The sequence below is a fragment of the Geomonas subterranea genome, assembly GCF_019063845.1.
GTDB lineage: Bacteria > Desulfobacterota > Desulfuromonadia > Geobacterales > Geobacteraceae > Geomonas > Geomonas subterranea.
Genome location: NZ_CP077683.1, coordinates 3077376 through 3094492, shown reverse-complemented (window position 1 = coordinate 3094492; position 17117 = coordinate 3077376). Strand labels below are relative to the sequence as shown.

General features: G+C 60.6%; 12 protein-coding genes. 1 reads left to right on the top strand and 11 read right to left on the bottom strand.

Annotated elements, in window-relative coordinates; all coding sequences use genetic code 11:
- Positions 1–72: 72 nt before the first annotated feature.
- The 6 genes from KP001_RS13450 to KP001_RS13425 form a co-directional block, all read right to left on the bottom strand.
- Complete coding sequence (locus tag KP001_RS13450) at positions 73–1539, bottom strand: hypothetical protein (protein ID WP_217286134.1); 1467 nt, start codon at positions 1537–1539, stop codon at positions 73–75.
- A gap of 194 nt (positions 1540–1733) precedes the next feature.
- Positions 1734–2009: a hypothetical protein gene (locus KP001_RS13445; RefSeq protein WP_217286133.1), complete on the bottom strand. Its 276-nt coding sequence runs from the start codon at positions 2007–2009 to the stop codon at positions 1734–1736.
- A gap of 59 nt (positions 2010–2068) precedes the next feature.
- Positions 2069–2344, bottom strand: coding sequence for a hypothetical protein (locus KP001_RS13440; protein WP_217286132.1), 276 nt, complete (start codon positions 2342–2344; stop codon positions 2069–2071).
- Positions 2345–2620: 276 nt separating this feature from the next.
- Complete coding sequence (locus KP001_RS13435; protein ID WP_217286131.1) at positions 2621–4018, bottom strand: alginate export family protein; 1398 nt, start codon at positions 4016–4018, stop codon at positions 2621–2623.
- 344 nt (positions 4019–4362) lie between these two features.
- Positions 4363–4776, bottom strand: coding sequence for a methylmalonyl-CoA epimerase (gene mce, locus KP001_RS13430; RefSeq protein WP_217286130.1), 414 nt, complete (start codon positions 4774–4776; stop codon positions 4363–4365).
- A gap of 276 nt (positions 4777–5052) precedes the next feature.
- Positions 5053–6705 (bottom strand): acyl-CoA mutase large subunit family protein, encoded by a 1653-nt coding sequence (locus KP001_RS13425; protein WP_217286129.1) that lies wholly within the window; start codon positions 6703–6705, stop codon positions 5053–5055.
- A gap of 413 nt (positions 6706–7118) precedes the next feature.
- Here KP001_RS13425 and KP001_RS13420 point away from each other — a divergent pair, with 413 nt between their 5' ends.
- A complete protein-coding gene (locus KP001_RS13420) occupies positions 7119–7322 on the top strand; it encodes a hypothetical protein (protein ID WP_216497405.1) in 204 nt (67 codons plus the stop codon).
- A gap of 101 nt (positions 7323–7423) precedes the next feature.
- On the opposite strand, the gene KP001_RS13415 is transcribed toward KP001_RS13420, so the two are convergent.
- From KP001_RS13415 to KP001_RS13395, 5 genes are all read right to left on the bottom strand, one after another.
- On the bottom strand, positions 7424–10321 hold the full coding sequence (locus KP001_RS13415; protein WP_217289613.1) for an ATP-binding protein: 2898 nt from the start codon (positions 10319–10321) through the stop codon (positions 7424–7426).
- A 140-nt stretch (positions 10322–10461) separates the two neighbouring features.
- The gene (locus KP001_RS13410; RefSeq protein WP_217286128.1) at positions 10462–12186 is read right to left on the bottom strand and encodes an acyl-CoA carboxylase subunit beta; all 1725 of its coding nucleotides are present in this window, start codon (positions 12184–12186) and stop codon (positions 10462–10464) included.
- 602 nt (positions 12187–12788) lie between these two features.
- Positions 12789–14069 (bottom strand): (Fe-S)-binding protein, encoded by a 1281-nt coding sequence (locus KP001_RS13405; protein WP_217286127.1) that lies wholly within the window; start codon positions 14067–14069, stop codon positions 12789–12791.
- 97 nt (positions 14070–14166) lie between these two features.
- Positions 14167–15543: an FAD-binding oxidoreductase gene (locus KP001_RS13400; RefSeq protein ID WP_217286126.1), complete on the bottom strand. Its 1377-nt coding sequence runs from the start codon at positions 15541–15543 to the stop codon at positions 14167–14169.
- A 164-nt stretch (positions 15544–15707) separates the two neighbouring features.
- Entirely contained in the window at positions 15708–16988 is a 1281-nt protein-coding gene (locus tag KP001_RS13395) for a nickel-dependent lactate racemase family protein (protein ID WP_217286125.1), read from the bottom strand.
- Positions 16989–17117 lie beyond the last annotated feature (129 nt).

The window sequence follows — 17117 nt, the reverse complement described above, 5'->3', positions numbered from 1 at the left end:
AAAAGGTGGCAAAAAACGAGGAATCGTAACAGTATGGCGGGGGGAAGTCAAGACATTCCCCCCGCCTTCAGCCTATTCGATGCCCAGCACCCGCACCACGCTTCCCCCCTTGCCGCCGAAGACATCCTTCTGGGCCACCTCGAGGAGTACCAGCTCCTTGGATACGGGGTTGTAGGAGTAGTCGGCCAGGTAGTTCTGGCTCTGCTTGGTGCGCCATTTCTCCTCGAGGGAGGAGCCGTTCCAGGCGAAATTGACCACGGAGTACTTGGAGTAGGAGCGCAGGTTGCCGAGCACGAAGAAGCCTGAGTTCTGCGGCACCAGGATCTCGCCCTTGTCGGTCACCGTGATGCGCTGTTCGATGAACCGGGTACGGAAGGGGGTCATGTTGGTTCTTTCGTTTTCCCAGTCCCTGCGCTGGAAGTAGGTCTCGGATCCGCCGAATTTGTCGGAGCTCCTCCAGAGTTCTTCACCGGTGTCGGAGTAGACCAGCAGGTAGCCGCTGTCGCTGAAGGCGGTCAGGTAGCTCTTGCCGGACTGGTCACGGAACATGTTGAAATTGAAGATGTTGGCAAAGCGCGGCATCTTGATCGGGTTGGCGAGCTTCACGCCTTTGTCGACGATGCTGGCCTCGTACACGTCGCCGTAGAAGTCGTCGTTGCGTCCCATCTGCTGGGCGTAGAGTTTCTTCGGACCGCCATAGGGGGCGATGGTGCGGAACATGTACGGTACGTCTTCTGCGACCACCTTGAGAGTGTCGTTTTGCAGGGCGTAGATCCTGGAGGCGATGCTCTCGCGGTCCATGATGGTGACGAACAGCAGTACCCGCCCGTTCGCCTCCGGTCCCATGGCGTCCAGCCCCAGAACCTTCATGCGGTCGGGGAGGATGACCTCGGTGACCAGGTCGAGTTTCGCGCCGGGGCGGTACAGGTGGATCCCCTTGCTGTCGGCGGCCACGAACTCCTTGGTTCCCCAGGTGGCGACGCCGCTGTAGATGCCGGAAAGGCGCTGGCTGATCCACCCTGCGGTAGCTTCGCTGCGCACGATTTCCGACGAGGGCGCCTTCACCACTTCCTGGGAGACCGACGGCCGCACGATCTCGGCGCGCGGAGCCTTGGTTCCCTCGGCGGGGAGCGCGGTCGCAGGATGCTGGAACTGCCTGACGATGTCACCCTTAAGTTTCCCGGAGATCTTGCCCACGGCCGGGATGAGCAGGTCGACGCTCTCCCCCTGCTCGAAGGCGGTGGAGAGCTGCTTCCCGCCGGCGCTCTTGGCGATGGCGTCCAGGCTGAACATCTTGCCGAGCGTCGTGTAGCTGCCTGAGACGATGACATCCGCCTCGGCGGCGCTGTCGACGGTCACGATGTCGTCGCCTGCCAGACGCGTAGCCAGAAGACGCTGCAGAGTATTTTTGAGGCTGTTGTTGTCGGCAGGTGAGACTGCGAATTCGGCGATATAGGCGCGGATGGTCGAGGCTGACGCCGCGGTGGCTGCCAGCAGCGAGCCAAGGAGGATCAGGGTGGAAACGAGTGATCTTTTCATAGATTGCTCCGCTTTCGGGGGGGATTTAAGACGCCGAATTATCGCAGAGCAGTCCTCATTAGTCAAACGGTTTCATGCCCTGTGGAGGCGCTTTCAGTGCAGCTTCGGGGCGGGCGCGGCGATAAAAAAAGCGGACCGTTGGTCCGCCTCTTTTCCCGGCTCTACATGGTCGGCTTTAGGGGACTGCGAATGGGTCACCGGCCGGGTTTCTCCATTGATCTCAGCATCTCCTGCGCTTCCGCAAGTTTCTGGCGCAGTTGCTCCAATTCCTTGGGGGAGTAGACCCTGGTCCCCTTCTGTATTTCCTTGTTCAGGCGTTGCATCCGCGCGTGGATGTCGTCGACCTGGTCCCTGCAGTTTTGCGACAAGAGCAGGCATTCGTCCTTCCCCCCCTGTGTCTGCTCCGCGAAAGCGCCTGTGCTTGCCGCCATCACTAAAGCTCCCGTCACTATCACTATCGCCCTTTTCATGGTGTGCTCCTTTCCGAACGGTTCTCTTGTCAGGGGCCCCCTCCGGTACGAGCTTCCCTTTAGCTGTCAGGACGCTCCAGGTTGCGCAGGATGTCGTCCGCCTCCTTGAGCTTGTCCTGCAGTTTTCTCAGTTCCTGCGGACTGTAGACCCTGGTTCCCTTTTGGATCTCCTTGTTCAGTTTGTGGATGCGCTGCTGGATGTCATCGACCTGGTTCATGCAGTTTCTCGACGCCAGCAGGCATTCATCCTTCTGGTCTGCCGCTGCCTGGGCGTAAGCCGGTACCGAAGACAGCATAAAAAGGCCTGCAGCCAGCATCATTGCCATCTTTCTCATACGTTAGCTCCTTTAACAGATATCGTTAGAAAAACATAATGATTGAACCATAGAAGGTCTGCTTGTCAACACGCAGGGGCAAAATCTCTGAAAGGGGGACTACTGGCTCAGTAGGGCGAGAACTCAGTGTGGGAAACAGGTGGACGGGGTAAAGCAGTAGAGGGCGAGCTGGGGCTGAAAAGGCATAAGGGAGTATAAAAAAACAAGCCGGAGAGTCGCCCCTCCGGCTTGCCGGTTCTGGTGTGTCAACCCCTGTCATTACAGGCAGGGAGTTTCCTAGAATGCGTAGCTCAGCTGTACGTTGAACAGGTAGGGGTTGTCGGCATCAGCTGCACCGTAGTAGGCAGTCTTCGGGGTCGTGGCCTTTACAATCAGGTCCCCGGTCTTGCCACTGAGGCCGTCGCCGAGGAAGGCGTAAGCGGCGGCAACACTGGCAGTCAGGTTGTCAAAGACCTTGTAGCCGACCTGTGCGTTAACCTCGGTGCCGAGGGACTTCTTCTCGGTGCCACGAGCCTCCGCTGTCCTCATGTAGCCAGCGTTGGCATTGTAGAACACCTTGCCCGTAGTTCCCTCGTAGCCGGCGAATACGCCGATGGCGCCGCGGCCGCCGGCCGTCAGGTCGTTGTTGGTGACGGAGGTGGAGGTATTGATAGCTTGGTTGGGACGAACCAAGATCCACATGTTGGCCGGGTTGAAGTAGGTGGTGCTCGCGGCAACTGTTTGGAAGGCGTTGTTGTTGGTGCCGCCCTTGTCGCCGGAGAGGTAGAAGCCGGAGAGGTTGACAGCGCCGGGGCCGGTCTTCACCTTGGCGACGGCGCCAAACATGTAGGCGCTGATGTCTTTAGCACCGGTCTGCTCGCCCCACTGGTACGCGGCGAACGGCTTGATGTTGGCCGGACCGACGTTGATGTCGGCGTTTACGCCGACCATGTGCAGCAACTCGTAGTTCGGAACGGAGAGGGCAGGTGCGGTCGGTCCCGAGGAGTTACCGGTGTCGTTCTGGATGTTGTAGTAGGTCGCGCCAACGGTGAGGTCCTTGCTGATTGCGAACTTGCCGTCAGCGACGATCAGGTCTGCGGTAAGCTGGCCCGGGCCGGAGGCGGCGTTGGCAGCGGTGTTGTCGTCGAAGCGGAACCAGCCGAGCGAGCCGGTGAAGTTGTCGACTTTCTTGGTGCCGATGGCGCCGGTCATGTCAGCCAGCAGGAAGAGGCTGCCGTAGGCATCGGCCCATGGCTGCATACCGACCTTGAAGTTCGCGCCTGTGTTCGGCTCGTTGAAATCGAGGTAGATGTTCTTGGTCTCGAGGGTCAGCTGGTCGGCGTCGAGGTTGCCGGAGTCGTTGCCGACGGTACCGGTTGCATTCTGTGTGGTCCCTTTGTAGCCGCTTGCAATGCCGCCGAAGCGGGTGTCGAGTTCGAAGTGGGTGACGAGCTTCAGGTTATCGTTGGCTTTGGCGATGTACATGATGCGGGCACGCTGCTCGGCGAAGAAGCCGGAGTGAGCGTCTTTGCGGAGGATGTCCCCGGCGTCGCCGCCGGCGAGGGCGTTGGTCTGGTAGCCCATGAATTTGAACATACCGTGGAACTCGTTCTCCAGCGCCATTGCGGGAACGGCTGTTGCTGCGCTCAGAGCGCTGACTGCTGCGAATGCAAGCAATTTCTTTTGAAAGCTCATCGTCTACCTCCTGGTTTGTTTGTTACAGCGTGATTGAAGTTCCTGCTCTACTGTCAATTCGCCAAACGGCGAAGGTGCAGTCTCACTATAAAGAAAGAGCTCTTGAGTCAACCGCTGTTAATGAACAGGGTGGAGGCAAGAGCTCTCGTGTATGGTTCTCGGGCTGTTTTGAGTCAGCAATGATTGTCTCCTCGACATTTGCGTAAAACGCCACGCAGATCAGCCTGTACAGCCTATCCCAATGAGCAAACCACTGTTATATAAAACTGACGCCACTATATAATTATTCAAACAAAAGTCAACAGAAAAAAACTTAACTCATTAGATATAGGAAGTTATATGTTCTAGTGACTATCGTCGTGCGTCTCGCACAGTTCGGTGAGGACGCCGTTGCTGCTCTTGGGATGTAAAAAGGCAATGCGCGCGCCGTGCGCTCCGTTTCGTGCGGTGGTGTCGATCATCCGGGTGCCGCCGGCGATGAGCCGCGCGATGGTGGCATCGATGTCCTTCACTCCATAAGCCACGTGATGCACGCCCGGGCCGTTCTTTTCCAGAAACTTGGCCACCGGACTTTCCGGCGAGGTCGGTTCCAGAAGTTCTATCTTCGATTCCCCGATGGATAAGAACGCCACCTTAACTAGCTGGCTAGGTACTTCTTCGATCCCGGAGAATTCCATCTCGAGCGTGTCGCGATAGAACGGAAGAGCTTCTTCTATTGAGGTAACGGCTACGCCTAAATGATTTATCTTAGTGAGCATGTCTGGTTTCCTTGATCCTGCGTCAGATTTGGTCTGACGGTTGCAGATGATATCGAAGTATTTCAAAAATGCAAGTCACAGCATTGAAAAAGTTATGTCACAGCTGCGTTTCAGGTTGAGAAAGAGATCTATGATTATGTGACGAGGGATATATCGGGGCAAGCTAACGAGCTATGACAGAGACGAAACTGCGGGTGAAGTGAACGAACTTGTAAAAGGTTATGTTCCTGCCGGAACGACCAAGGCCGTCCCGGCAGGAACTTGCCGTGCCCGGTATTAAAGGACCACCGTCTCCCTGTGCACGCCGAAGACGCCGCGCATCACGTTGGCGATTTCGCCAAGCGTCGCGTAGCTCTTCACCGCGTCGAGGATGTACGGCATCAGGTTGTCCGTCCCTTTGGCCGCCTGCTCCAGCGCCTTCAGGGTGGCTTCCACCTTGGCGCCGTCGCGTTTGGACTTCATTGCGGCAAGGGCCTCCTTCTGCTTCACCTCGACCTCGTCGGTGACCTTCAAAAGCCCCTGCGGAGCGCCTTCCTCCACGGTGAACTTGTTTACGCCGACGATGATAGTCTCGTCCTTTTCGATGGAGCGCTGGTAGGCGTAGGCGGAATCCTGGATCTCCTTCTGCTGGAAGCCCCTGGAGATGGCCTCGACCGCGCCCCCCAGGGAATCGATCTTCTCGATGTAGGCCATGGCCTGCTGCTCGATCTGGTCGGTGAGGGACTCGACCAGGAACGAGCCCGCCAGCGGGTCGATGGAGTCGGCGACGCCGGACTCGTAGGCGATGACCTGCTGGGTTCTGAGCGCGATGCGCACCGATTCCTCGGTGGGGAGCGCGAGTGCCTCGTCGCGGGAGTTGGTGTGCAGCGACTGGGTCCCGCCCAAGACGGCGGCCAGCGCCTGCAGGGTTACGCGCATGATGTTGTTGTCCGGCTGCTGTGCGGTCAGGGTGCAGCCGGCGGTCTGGGTATGGAAGCGCAGCATCTGTGAACGCGGATCCTTCGCCTTGAAGCGCTCACGCATGATGCGGCTCCACATGCGGCGGGCGGCGCGGAACTTGGCCACCTCCTCCAGCAGGTTGTTGTGGGCGTTGAAGAAGAAGGCCAGGCGCGGAGCGAACTCGTCCACGTCAAGCCCGGCCTTCACCGCGGCCTCGACGTAGGCGATGCCGTCGGCGAGCGTGAAGGCGACTTCCTGGACCGCCGACGAACCCGCCTCGCGGATGTGGTAGCCGGAGATGGAGATCGTGTTCCACTTGGGGACGTTGTCCTTGCAGTAGGCGAAGATGTCGGTGATGATGCGCATCGACTCCTTCGGCGGGTAGATGTAGGTGCCGCGGGCCATGTACTCCTTGAGGATGTCGTTTTGGATGGTGCCGGAGATCTTGTCCGCGGACACTCCCTGCTTCTCGGCCACCGCGATGTACATGGCGAGGAGGATCGAGGCGGTGGAGTTGATGGTCATCGAGGTGGAGACCTTGTCCAGCGGGATGCCGTTGAAGAGCACTTCCATATCCGCCAGGGAGTCGATGGCGACGCCGACCTTGCCCACCTCGCCGCGGCTCATGGAGGCGTCGGAGTCGTATCCCATCTGGGTGGGGAGGTCGAAGGCGATGGAGAGGCCGGTCTGGCCGGCGGAGAGCAGGTACTTGTAGCGCTCGTTTGACTCGGCCGCGTTACCGAAGCCGGCGTACTGGCGCATGGTCCAGAACCTGCCGCGGTACATGGTCGGCTGCACGCCGCGGGTGAACGGGAACTGGCCGGGGAAACCGAGGTTTTCCTCGTAGCCCGGGTAGTCGAACTGCGGGGCGTAGCAGCGCTCCAGTTCGATGTCGGAGCTGTTCTTGAACGAGCTCCTGCGCTCGGGCGCCTTGGCGATACTCTTGTCGACGGTTGCCTGCCATGCCTGTTTCTTTTCAGAAATGCTCATGTTGCTCTCCTGGCGGTACAAAAGTGTGATAACAGAATGAAGATTCGAAAGACGTCTTTTGTTTACGCTAAATTTCCGTGAAATGGAATTATTTTTTATTAACAGTAGCGTCGTGTGCTGCTGAACAGTGCATCGAAGTTGTTTTATTTTTAGAATGCTGATTTAAATCCCAGTCATCCCCCAAAAACAATAACTTACGTCGTACGGGTCCCGGTGGAGCCGTTTGTGTTGTTTTATTTTTGCTGCAAAATATAAAATCCTGATTTGTCATACAAAACAGCAAAACGCGCATAACATAATGTTTTACCAGCGCTTTTGCCGTTTTTTTTCTTGTAAAACAACCGCGCCGCCCATATATTTCTTGGCGACCAAAAAAATTATGAGCGCCCCCAGAGGGCGAGAGGAGAACTCAGATGCAATGCCCGGTATGTAAGAACGACGAACAAAACGCCATGGACCTTCGCTCCGGCGCCTTCAACGAGGACCTCAAGGAATGCCCCACCTGCGGCACCACCTGGTCCGTCAACCACGGCATGATGGCCATCGTCAAGGATCCGCTGGCCGATTCTTTCCTCGAGGCTCTCTCCTCCGACAACATCTGCTTCGCCGCAGCATAGGGCGCGTGAAAAAAAACAACTGACCCGGCCTCGCGGGCTGGGTCAGCGAATGATCAGAGGGCTCCGGATGCCGCCATCCGGAGCCCTTTCTGCGTCCTGGCCTAGAGTACCGCCTTCAGGTACTCGGATGTCACGGTGCGCTTTTCCTTCTCCAGCGCGTTCACGTCGACTTCGACGAACTTCTCGTCCGGGGTGACCTTGAAGAGCGGCTGCCCCTTGGAGACGATGGTGCCGTCGCCGGAGGTGACCAGGATCTTGTCGATGGTCCCGGCGAAGGGCGCGTACACCTTGTTGAACATCTTCATGACCTCGATGATGTACAGCGGCTGTCCCTTCTCGAAGTGCATCCCCTCGGTGACGAAGGCGGGCATTCCCGGGGCCTCCTGGCCGTAGTACATGCCGCCGCAGGCGGCGACGATCTCGTCGGCCTTGGTGGCCGGCGGCGGGACCAGCACCTTCTTCATGCGGGCCTGCAGTTCCGGGTCGTTGAGATACTCGGGGATGGTGATCTCCAGGTCCTCCTCGACGCGCAGATCCCAGAACTTGGTGTTCTGCCCGACCAGGAACAGCATTCCCAGAAGCTCCAGCCCCGCCTCGTAGCCGAAGTGGGCGGAACGGATCTGCTGCCAGGTGTCGGCGTCGAAGCCACCCTGCGGCTCCTCCTTGTTGACGATCTCGTTCAGGGTGAAGTACTCGTCGCGGGCGAGACCGAAGTGCTCGCGCAGGGTCCTGGAGAAACCCAGGGCCTGCTGCAGGAGCTCGTTGTCGTGGCTCCAGATAATCTCGGCTGCAGGCTTGTGCGGACGGTGGTTCATGTGCAGGTACTCGTAAGTCTCGTTCAGGACCCCCACCGGGTTTCTGAGCCAGACCACCTTGCCGTTGTCGATGCGGAAGTTCTTGGTGTTGATGGAAAGCCAGCCGGAGAGCAGGTGCGGGTCGCCCAAAAGTCGCTCGATGGGACGGATGATCAGGGTCCCCTTGCGGTCCAGAAGCGACGCCATGTTCTTCGCTTCCTTGGCCTGGACCTCGGGCTGCGCGTAGGCCTCGGCGACCATCTTGGCGTAGTGCTTCTTCATCTGCAGGAAGGCGTACACCGGGTCGAGCTTGTTGGCCTCTTCCTTGAGCGTCCCGACCAGGGTCAGGTAGGGGACCACGAAGCGGGTGGTGGGCTTCGCCATCACGTTCCTGCCCAGGAACCAGTTCACCAGGCCGTAGTGGAACTCGAGGTTGGTGGCGAGGTCAGAGCCGCGCAGGGTGGTGGCGCGCAGCACCTCGGACATCTTGTCGTAGCTGGTTTTTCTGTCCTCACCGGTGGTGAGCAGCAGGGCGATGTTGGAGTCGTAGGCGCCGGCCACCTTGTATTTCATGAAGATGCCGGTGTCCGGGTTCAGCATGCTGATCCCCTGGTCGTCGCGGATCTCGCCTTCGATCGGCTTGGACCAGTAGCGGATCATCCCCCCCGCATGCGGGGAGAGGGAGGCGTCGGTGGCATTCAGGCGCGCCTCGACGGCGGCGTTCATGCGGACGACACGCTGCGGCTTGGGCACCCGCTTCTTGTGGCGGGCAAGGATGGCCATCGCTTCCACCAGGCTCTCAACCACGAAGAAGTCGTTCGGGTCCTCCGGGTTGACGAACTTGAGCGCGTAGCAGAGCTCGGTGACGCGGTGCTCCACCTGGATCCTGGTGTTGACCTCCATGAAATAGTGGCGGTCGCGGTCCACGATGCACTCGAAGGTGGAGGCGGAGTCAAGCCCGACGGCCTTGCCGAAGCGCTCGGATTCCTCTTCCATCCTCTTCAGGACCTTGAGGTCGCTCTCGAGGGCCTTCACCTCGGCCTTCCTGCCTGCGATCTTGGCCTCCTCGATGGCGGTCATCAGCCCTTCCTGGGTCACCGATACCTCGAGGAGCTTCTGCTCGTGCATCTGCAGGGAGCAGTCGCGGCCGCCCAGGGCGATGCACCAGTCGCCGTTGCCCAAAAGCTGGATCTCGTTGTGCCTGGTCTGCTCGATGTTGAGCTCGACCAGGACGTTCTTGTTGTCGCCCACGCCGTTGGCCTTCACCTCGTTCAGGATCTCGCGCACAAGGCCCGGGGCCTCAGAAACCGCCTTGGCGATGTCGGCGTCGGAGGCGTTCTTCTTGGTCAAAAGATCGGCCCCCAGCAGGCGCTGCCCCTTGCCGCCACCGCCGCCGATGGCTTTCAGGCGGACGCGGGACTGCGGGTGCTTCTTCAGCATTGCGGCGCACTCGGTTTCGACCTGGGCGCAGAGCTCCTCGATGGAGAAGAGGTCGATCCCCTTGTTGTAGGAGGCGTACAGGATGTGGTCGGCGAGGTCCTCCAGGGAGAGCTTCTCGTCGGCGAGCACCTTCGGATCGCACTCGAGGCTGTCGGAAGCGACCAGGGCCAGAAGCTTGTCGCGGCTGCCGTGCTTTTTCACCAGGGTTCGGGCGGTGACGTTGTCGATACCGGGGGTGACGGAGACGTTGACCGAGAGGGCGGTCCTCTTCGCCTCGTCCTTCTTGCCGGCGCCGGTCTGGGTTGCGGCGCAGGGGCCGATGAAGTTCAGGCCGGCCTTCTCGATGGCGCCCACGAACTCATCGTCCTCGGCCATGAAGCCGTAGCCGGCGAAGATGGCGTTGTAGCCGTTGTCTTTGGCGATGCTGATGATCTGGTGGATGCGCTCGACGCGCTCCTCCTTGCTGGCGCCGGTGTAGTCGGGCACGCGATGCACGCGGGTGGAGTCGGTCAGGGTGCGCAGCTCCGGGGCCAGCGCGTTCGGGTAGACGATGGAGTCCTTCTCGGAGAGCAGGATGCCGTAGTGGGTGATCCCCATCTCCTGGTAGACGTCCATGGCCTCCTTACGGATCGGGCCGCGGCAGACGATCAGCGGTTTGAGATCTTCGCAGGCGAAGGAGCGGACCCACGCGGACGGGGACAGGGAAAGCCTGCGGTCCCGGTGAATCATCGGGTTTTTAGTGTATTGTTCGGACGTGTGTGCCATCGTTTTCATCTCCGTTACGTTATAAAGCGCGGACGAGGGGCGGGCGCCCTGGCGTGCCAGCGCACCCTGCCCGAATCCAGCCGTCTCGGGCGCGCTGCTCCCCCCCTGCGCGATTCCAATTCCCATATCAGTAGTCGCCATTAGTGGAACTCCCTTTGTACGGACTGCATCGGGCCCGGTTTGTAGTGACGCAGGAAGAAGTTGATGTTTTCGCCCAGGACCTTCCTCAGGTCGGTCGGCATGACCAGCGAGGAGATGGAGCCCAGCGAGAGCGCCTCTTTCGGGTTCATCAGCTCTTTCTCGTAGCGGGAGTTGAGGAGCGCCTCCTCGGCCTTGAGCCAGTCGGCGGCTTCCTTCTCGGCGTCCGCCTTGGCGAGCTCGGGCTTGACGCCGGCCTCGATCCGCTCCTGGGTGCCACGCTTGACGCGCTCGATGACGGCGTTTCTCACCTTTCTCAGCTCGTCCTTGTAGACGAACTCCTTGCCTGCCGGCCCCATGACCGCGAGGCGGGTGGTGGGGAGTGCGAGGACCAGGTCGGCGCCGGTCGGGTAGTTGTTGTAGGATGCGTAGGCGCCGCCGTAGGCGTTCCTGAGGATCAACAGGATGCGCGGAGTGCGGATGTCGACGATGGAGTCGAGCATGGCGCGGCCGGCCTGGACGATGCCGCGGGCCTCCTGCTCACGACCCGGCAGGAAGCCGGTGGTGTCTTCCATGAAGATCATCGGGATGTTGTAGATGTTGCAGAAGCGGTTGAAGCGGGCGATCTTGTAGGCCGCGTCGCAGTCGATCTGGCCGGAGTCGACGGCGGAGTTGTTGGCGACGAAGCCGACCACGTTGCCGCCCAGGCGGCCGAAGGCGGTGACGACGTTGCGTGCGCGGTCGCGCTGCAGTTCGAAGTAGTCACCGTGGTCGCAGATCTGCTGGATGATGATGGAGACGTCGAACGGCGTGTTGAAACCGGTCGGCGAGTTGAAGGCCTTCTTCAGGAGGGTGTTGATCTCCCAGGTCTTCCTGTCGAGGGGATCGCTGGTCTCCTGGTAGGGGGCCATCACCGAGTTGTTGTCCGGGATGTAGTTGAGGAGCATGATCGCGGTCCTGAGCGCCCCGACCTCGTCCTCGACGGTCAGGTCGGCGACGCCGGACTGCCCGTGCACCTTCGGTCCGCCCAGGTCCTCGGGGGTCACGTCCTCGCCGAGAACGCTCTTGACGACGCCCGGGCCGGTGAGGCCGAAGAAGGTGTCCTTGGGCTGGATCACGAAGCTCCCCTGGCGCGGCAGGTAGGAGCCGCCGCCGGCGTTGAAGCCGAACATGCACATGATGGAGGGGACCACGCCGGAGATCTTCCTGAGCGCGGTGAAGGCCTCGGCGTAGCCGTCCAGACCACCGACGCCGGCCGGAACGAAGGCGCCGGCGGAGTCGTTCATGCCGATGACCGGGATCCCTTTCTCACCCGCCATGTAGAAGAGGCGGGCCAGCTTGTTGCCGTTGGTGGCGTCCATGGAACCGGCGCGCACGGTGAAGTCGTGGCCGTAGACTGCGACGTCGCGGCCGTGGATGTTCAGGATGCCGGTGACCAGCGAGGCGCCGTCCAGGTTCTTGCCCCAGTTCTGGAACAGGATGTTGGGCTCGCACTCGGTCAGGACACGGATCCTTTCCCAGACGGTCATGCGCTTTTTAAAGTGCTGTTTCTCGATCTGGTCGATGCTCACCGACTTGATGGGGCGCTGGATGAGGTCGTAACCTTCCTTCATCGCCTCCTCGTAGCCGCCCGTGGCGCGGGAAATCTCGCCGGGGATGTTGAACTCGACCTTCTCCGCTACGTCAAACGGATTCTTCAAAGAGGGCTTGATCATTTTATTCGACATTGTTGGCATCCTTCCGGGCGTTGGGATTTTGCATCTCTGTAAGGGGTACCGCGAAGCTCATCTACTTCCTCCTGGCGTTGATATTAAAAAAGTGTTGCAAATGTTCGTCAGTTATCGAAAACGTCAACCTCCGGGCGGAAAAAAGGGGTGCTCCTGGCGGAGGATTTTTTTAGTCTCCCTGAATCTGGAGGGCAAGGAGACGGTGGCCGCCGGTTGCCGTGGGGGTGCGGGACCCTGGTGTGCCGGAGGACGGATGCTGCTCTATTGCGGGTATTTGGCGAATCTGAAGGGGTTGTATCGGTAAGAAAGGTTCTTTTGGCCGGGCAGAAGGATCGTCCTTTGGGTATCGGACAGTTCCTGAAATTTCATTTTGGCTAAATACGATTTCGGGCTGATTTAACCTGGCCTGGGTGCGCCGTGACTGCTAATGAGGCGTAGTAAAACGAACTGTTGTTTTACTTTTTAGGCGCGTACTCTTCATAAGGTTTTGCTTGGCTTTTGTCAATAAGAAAAAGCGTGTATACACGCAAAGTGCTGGAAATAGGGAAGGTTGTAAAGTGAGGCTAAAAAGAAGGGGGGAGGGGGCTGACAGGGGTTGCCTGTCAGCGCCTGATTTTGCGGGCCAGAAGCTCGACGGTATGCAATACCCTCGTTTTATCTCCTGCTTGTTTCAAGCCGTCGGAGAGTTGCATGATGCAGCCGGGGCACCCGGTGACCACGGCGTCGGCACCGGTGTCGATGATGGCCTTGCTCTTGCCGGCATTTATGTCCAGGGAACTCTCGTAGTGGTAGACGTTGAAGGTCCCCCCCAACCCGCAGCAGCGGTCGGCCCCGTCCATCTCGATCAGCTCCAGTCCAGGGGTCTGCGTGAGCAGGGTGCGCGGTTGTTTCGCGATGCCGGCGGTCCTGTGGTGGCAGGGGTCGTGGTAGGTGACGCGCATCCTCTGGCCGGTGCCGGTCTCCTCCGGATGAAGTCCAAGCTTTTGCAGCAGCACCGCTGCATCCACCGTTTTATCCGCCACCGCCTGGAGCCGCGCCTTCAGTTCGGGGTTTCTCTTTCCGATCACCAGCGGGTAGAGCTTGTGCAGCGCGCCGCCGCAGGTGGCGCAGGCGGTCATCACGTAATCCGCCTCATGTTTCTCGATGGCTGCCAGGTTCTGCTCGGCCAGCTCGCGCACCGTCTCCAGGTCGCCGCCGGACATTCCCGGCAGGCCGCAGCACTGTTGTCCCTGCGGGATGATCACGGTGCATCCCAGGTGACGGAACAGCGCCAGCGTCGCCTCACCGATCTCGGTATAGACGAAGTTGGTCATGCACCCCACGAAGAATACGATGGTCGGTTTGCCCGGCTCTCCCTTGATGATTTCGGGATGCCGTTTCATAAACGGCTTCTTGGCGATCTGGGGCACGTGACGGCTGCCTCCCAAAAACGGCATCGGGAACCGGAGCCTGAGGCCCGAAGTGCTGGGGATCTTGCGGAAGAAGACCGGTCCCAGTACGGCGGCGGCCAGCGCCCCGAAGTTCATCAACTTGCGGTTCTTGATCACCTGCCCCACCGCCTTGTGGAAGGTGGTGAGGCCGCGCCGCTGCGCCAGGGCCTCGCGGGCGGCGATGACGATCTCGTCGGTGGGGACCTGGTTCGGGCACTTGTCGACGCAGCTGCCGCACAGAAGGCACTTGGACATGGCTGAATAGGTGCCATCGTCGAGGGTGATGTCCCCCTTCACCAGGTGCTGGGCCAGGGCCACCTTGCCGCGCGCCGTGGCCGGCTCGCGCTGGAAGGTGCCGAAGGCGGGGCAGTTGGCGCGGCAGGCGCCGCACTTGACGCATTTCTTCATCTCTTGAGCTACCCGCTCGAGCGGGTCGGTTTGCTTCTTGGTCATGCTTGGTTTCTCTCTTCCTTGAATGCCGCTACCGGTTGCGAACCCGGTGGAGCCGATGGACCTCGTGAACCGGGGGGGCGTCCATTGCGAATGCTCCTTACGGCAGCATCTTGCCGGGGTTCAGGATGTTGTTCGGATCCAGGGCGGCCTTGATGGCCTTCATCGCGGTTATCTGGTCCGCGTTCAGCTCCAGGGGGATATAGGGCTGCTTCGCGAGCCCGACGCCGTGCTCGCCGGACATGGTGCCCCCCAGGTCCAGCGCCGCCTGGAACACTTCCTTGATCGCCTCATGCGCCTTCTCGAGCTGACCCGGCACGCTCTTGTCGATCATGATGTTGACGTGGATGTTGCCGTCGCCGGCATGCCCGAAGTTGACGATGGGGATGTCGTAACGCTTCTGGATCACCTCGATGCGACGGATCACGTCCGGCACCTTGCTCCTGGGGACCACGATGTCCTCGTTGAACTTGTCCGGGTTCACGTCTCGCAACGACGGCGACACCAGGCGGCGCACCCGCCACAGTTCCTCGCTTTCGGCTGCGTCCTTGGCCACCCGGAACTGCACCAGCCCCAGCGGCTCGATCAGCTTGTGGATCTGCCCGGCCTGCTTCTCTATCAGGTCCCGGTCGCCGTCCACCTCGATCAGGAGCACCGCGCGGGCGCTTTCCGGCATCCCCAGGTTGAAGCGGCGCTCGACGCAAGTAAGTGTCGCGTGGTCCATGAACTCCAGCGTGGTCGGGATGATCTTGTTCTTGATGATGGTGGAGACCGCGCGTGCCGCGCCGTCGATGGAATCGAACACGGTCAGCATCGTCTTCTTCGAGTCCGGGTAGGGGAGGAGCTTGAAGATGATCTTGGTGATGATCCCGAGTGTTCCCTCGGAGCCGCAGAGGAGCTTGGTCAGGTCGTAGCCGACCACCCCCTTCACGGTCTCACCGCCGGTGCGGATGATGGCGCCGGTCGGGAGCACCACCTCGAGTCCCATGACGAAGTCCTTGGTGACCCCGTACTTCACGGCACGCGGACCGCCAGCGCATTCTGCGACGTTGCCACCCAGGGTGGAGAACTTGAGCGACGCCGGGTCGGGGGGGTAGAAAAGGCCCAGCTTCTCGACCGCCATCTGGAACGTCTCGGTGACCACGCCTGGTTCCACCTCGGCCACGAGGTTGTCGGTATCGATCCTGAGGATGCGGTTCATCCTGGTGGTGACCAGCACCACGCCCCCCCCTTTGGGGAGGGCTCCGCCGGTGAAGCCGCTACCGGCCCCTCTCGGGAAGACCGGGACGTTCTCCTTGTTGGCGAGCTGCAGGATCCGGGAGACCTGCTCGGCGCTCTCCGGGTGCACCACGGCGTCCGGGAGGAATTCCATCTGCGTGGCATCGTAGCCGTAGCAGATCAGGTCCTGCGCGCCGGTGGCGATGTTGTCGGCTCCGACGATGTCGGTGAGTTGCTGAAGGGTGCGTGCGTCTAGCATCTAATAATTTCCTTTCGTCAATTGCTCCTCCCCCAGGAGGGGGGGAGGTCGGGTGGGGGCATCAAACGGCAGCCCCCTCCCTGTACCTCCCCCTCCGGGCCTTTGCCCATCGCAGGGCTTCGGTCCGCAGGCGGGGGCGGGGACGTTGGGCGCGGTTTTCTTGATCAGGTCTGCATAACCGGCAGTACCGTCCCCCCCTCCGGGATCAGGTAGGCCTGGTAGCGGTCCGGCAGCATGGGGAGCGCGAGTTGCAGCGCCTCGTCGAGCGTCGTGGCGGGAATCATCCCCATGGTGCGCACCTCTTCCGCCGGAAGCTTGGATACCAGCACGATCCTGAAGCGTTCCGCCTTCTCCTTGACCGACCACGCGGTCTGGCCGTTTATCTCGTAGCGCTTCCTGAGAGCGGACTCCAGTTCGGCGCAGGTTTCATGGCCGAACCAGTTGAAGAAAGTGGCGTTTCCGTAGCCGTCGCGGCATTCGGCCAACAGGATCATGACACCGCCGGGCTTGAGGGCGCGGCTGGCGTATTCCATCGACTTGTGCGCCTGGATCAGGTTGATGTCCTTGGGGAACCCCCCGCAGGACACGACGACCAGGTCTCCCTTCTCGTCGATCGGCGCGGAAAACGTGTCTTTGTAGAAACGGCACCCGCAGAGGTGCGCGTCGCGCCACTCACCGGCGAAGGCGGCGATGATATGTTTGTCCGGGCCGAGGGCGGTGTTCAGGACGAAGTCGGGTGCCACCATCCCGCAGGCCTCCAGCATGGCTTCGTGCACCGGGTTCCCATCGAGGCTCCCGGTAACCGCCTTCGGGTGTCTGCCGCCACCCTCTTCCGGGTTCAACAGGGAGAAGTGGCTCGCCATGCAGCTCTTGCGGCTGGAGACGCCGGGGAGGATGCTCTTGCGGCCGCCGCCGAAACCCGCGAAGTAGTGGAAGGTGACGGCTCCGGTCAGGATGACCCGGTCCGCCTCGGTAACCCGGCGGTTCACTTCCACCGGCACGCCCCTCATGGTGTCGCCGAGATAGACCAGTTCGCCGGGGTCGTCGCAGTCGTGATCGGTCACCTTAATCCTGCCGTACAACTCTCCCACGATCCTCTTGTGCTCCGCCGGGGTCTGCTTGCGGTGGATCCCCAGCGCGATGAGGATCTCTATATCGCGATCCTTTATGCCGACGGAGTTCAGCCGGGAGACCAACAGGGGAAGGTAGATCTCGCTCCCGGTGGGACGGGTCACGTCGGAGGTGACGATGACCACACGGTCGCCGGAGGCAAAACTCGCCAGGGAACCGGCGCAGCTGTCGAGAGCGCGCTCGATCAACTCGACCGGCGTCCCCTGCCGCTGGATAGGGCGGGGGCTCAGCACGGAAAGGAGATGTTCCGGGGCAAGCTGCAGAGGATAGCTGTTGTCGCCGCATTTAAGCTCGAGCATCGGGTTATGATACATATTCGACCTCCGATACGCAACTGTTTACCAGATCCAACTGGTTGGATAAGGAATTGAAGTGACTGGCTTAGATGTGGACAAGCTGACTCTCTCGCAGGGCGAGGGGCGGGCGAATGATTATTCGCCCCT

Coding starts and splice junctions, on each gene's coding strand:
- KP001_RS13450 (WP_217286134.1), bottom strand. CDS start 1,539: ATGAAAAGATCACTCGTTTCCACCCTGATCCTCCTTGGCTCGCTGCTG.
- KP001_RS13445 (WP_217286133.1), bottom strand. CDS start 2,009: ATGAAAAGGGCGATAGTGATAGTGACGGGAGCTTTAGTGATGGCGGCA.
- KP001_RS13440 (WP_217286132.1), bottom strand. CDS start 2,344: ATGAGAAAGATGGCAATGATGCTGGCTGCAGGCCTTTTTATGCTGTCT.
- KP001_RS13435 (WP_217286131.1), bottom strand. CDS start 4,018: ATGAGCTTTCAAAAGAAATTGCTTGCATTCGCAGCAGTCAGCGCTCTG.
- mce (WP_217286130.1), bottom strand. CDS start 4,776: ATGCTCACTAAGATAAATCATTTAGGCGTAGCCGTTACCTCAATAGAA.
- KP001_RS13425 (WP_217286129.1), bottom strand. CDS start 6,705: ATGAGCATTTCTGAAAAGAAACAGGCATGGCAGGCAACCGTCGACAAG.
- KP001_RS13420 (WP_216497405.1), top strand. CDS start 7,119: ATGCAATGCCCGGTATGTAAGAACGACGAACAAAACGCCATGGACCTT.
- KP001_RS13415 (WP_217289613.1), bottom strand. CDS start 10,321: ATGGCACACACGTCCGAACAATACACTAAAAACCCGATGATTCACCGG.
- KP001_RS13410 (WP_217286128.1), bottom strand. CDS start 12,186: ATGTCGAATAAAATGATCAAGCCCTCTTTGAAGAATCCGTTTGACGTA.
- KP001_RS13405 (WP_217286127.1), bottom strand. CDS start 14,069: ATGACCAAGAAGCAAACCGACCCGCTCGAGCGGGTAGCTCAAGAGATG.
- KP001_RS13400 (WP_217286126.1), bottom strand. CDS start 15,543: ATGCTAGACGCACGCACCCTTCAGCAACTCACCGACATCGTCGGAGCC.
- KP001_RS13395 (WP_217286125.1), bottom strand. CDS start 16,988: ATGTATCATAACCCGATGCTCGAGCTTAAATGCGGCGACAACAGCTAT.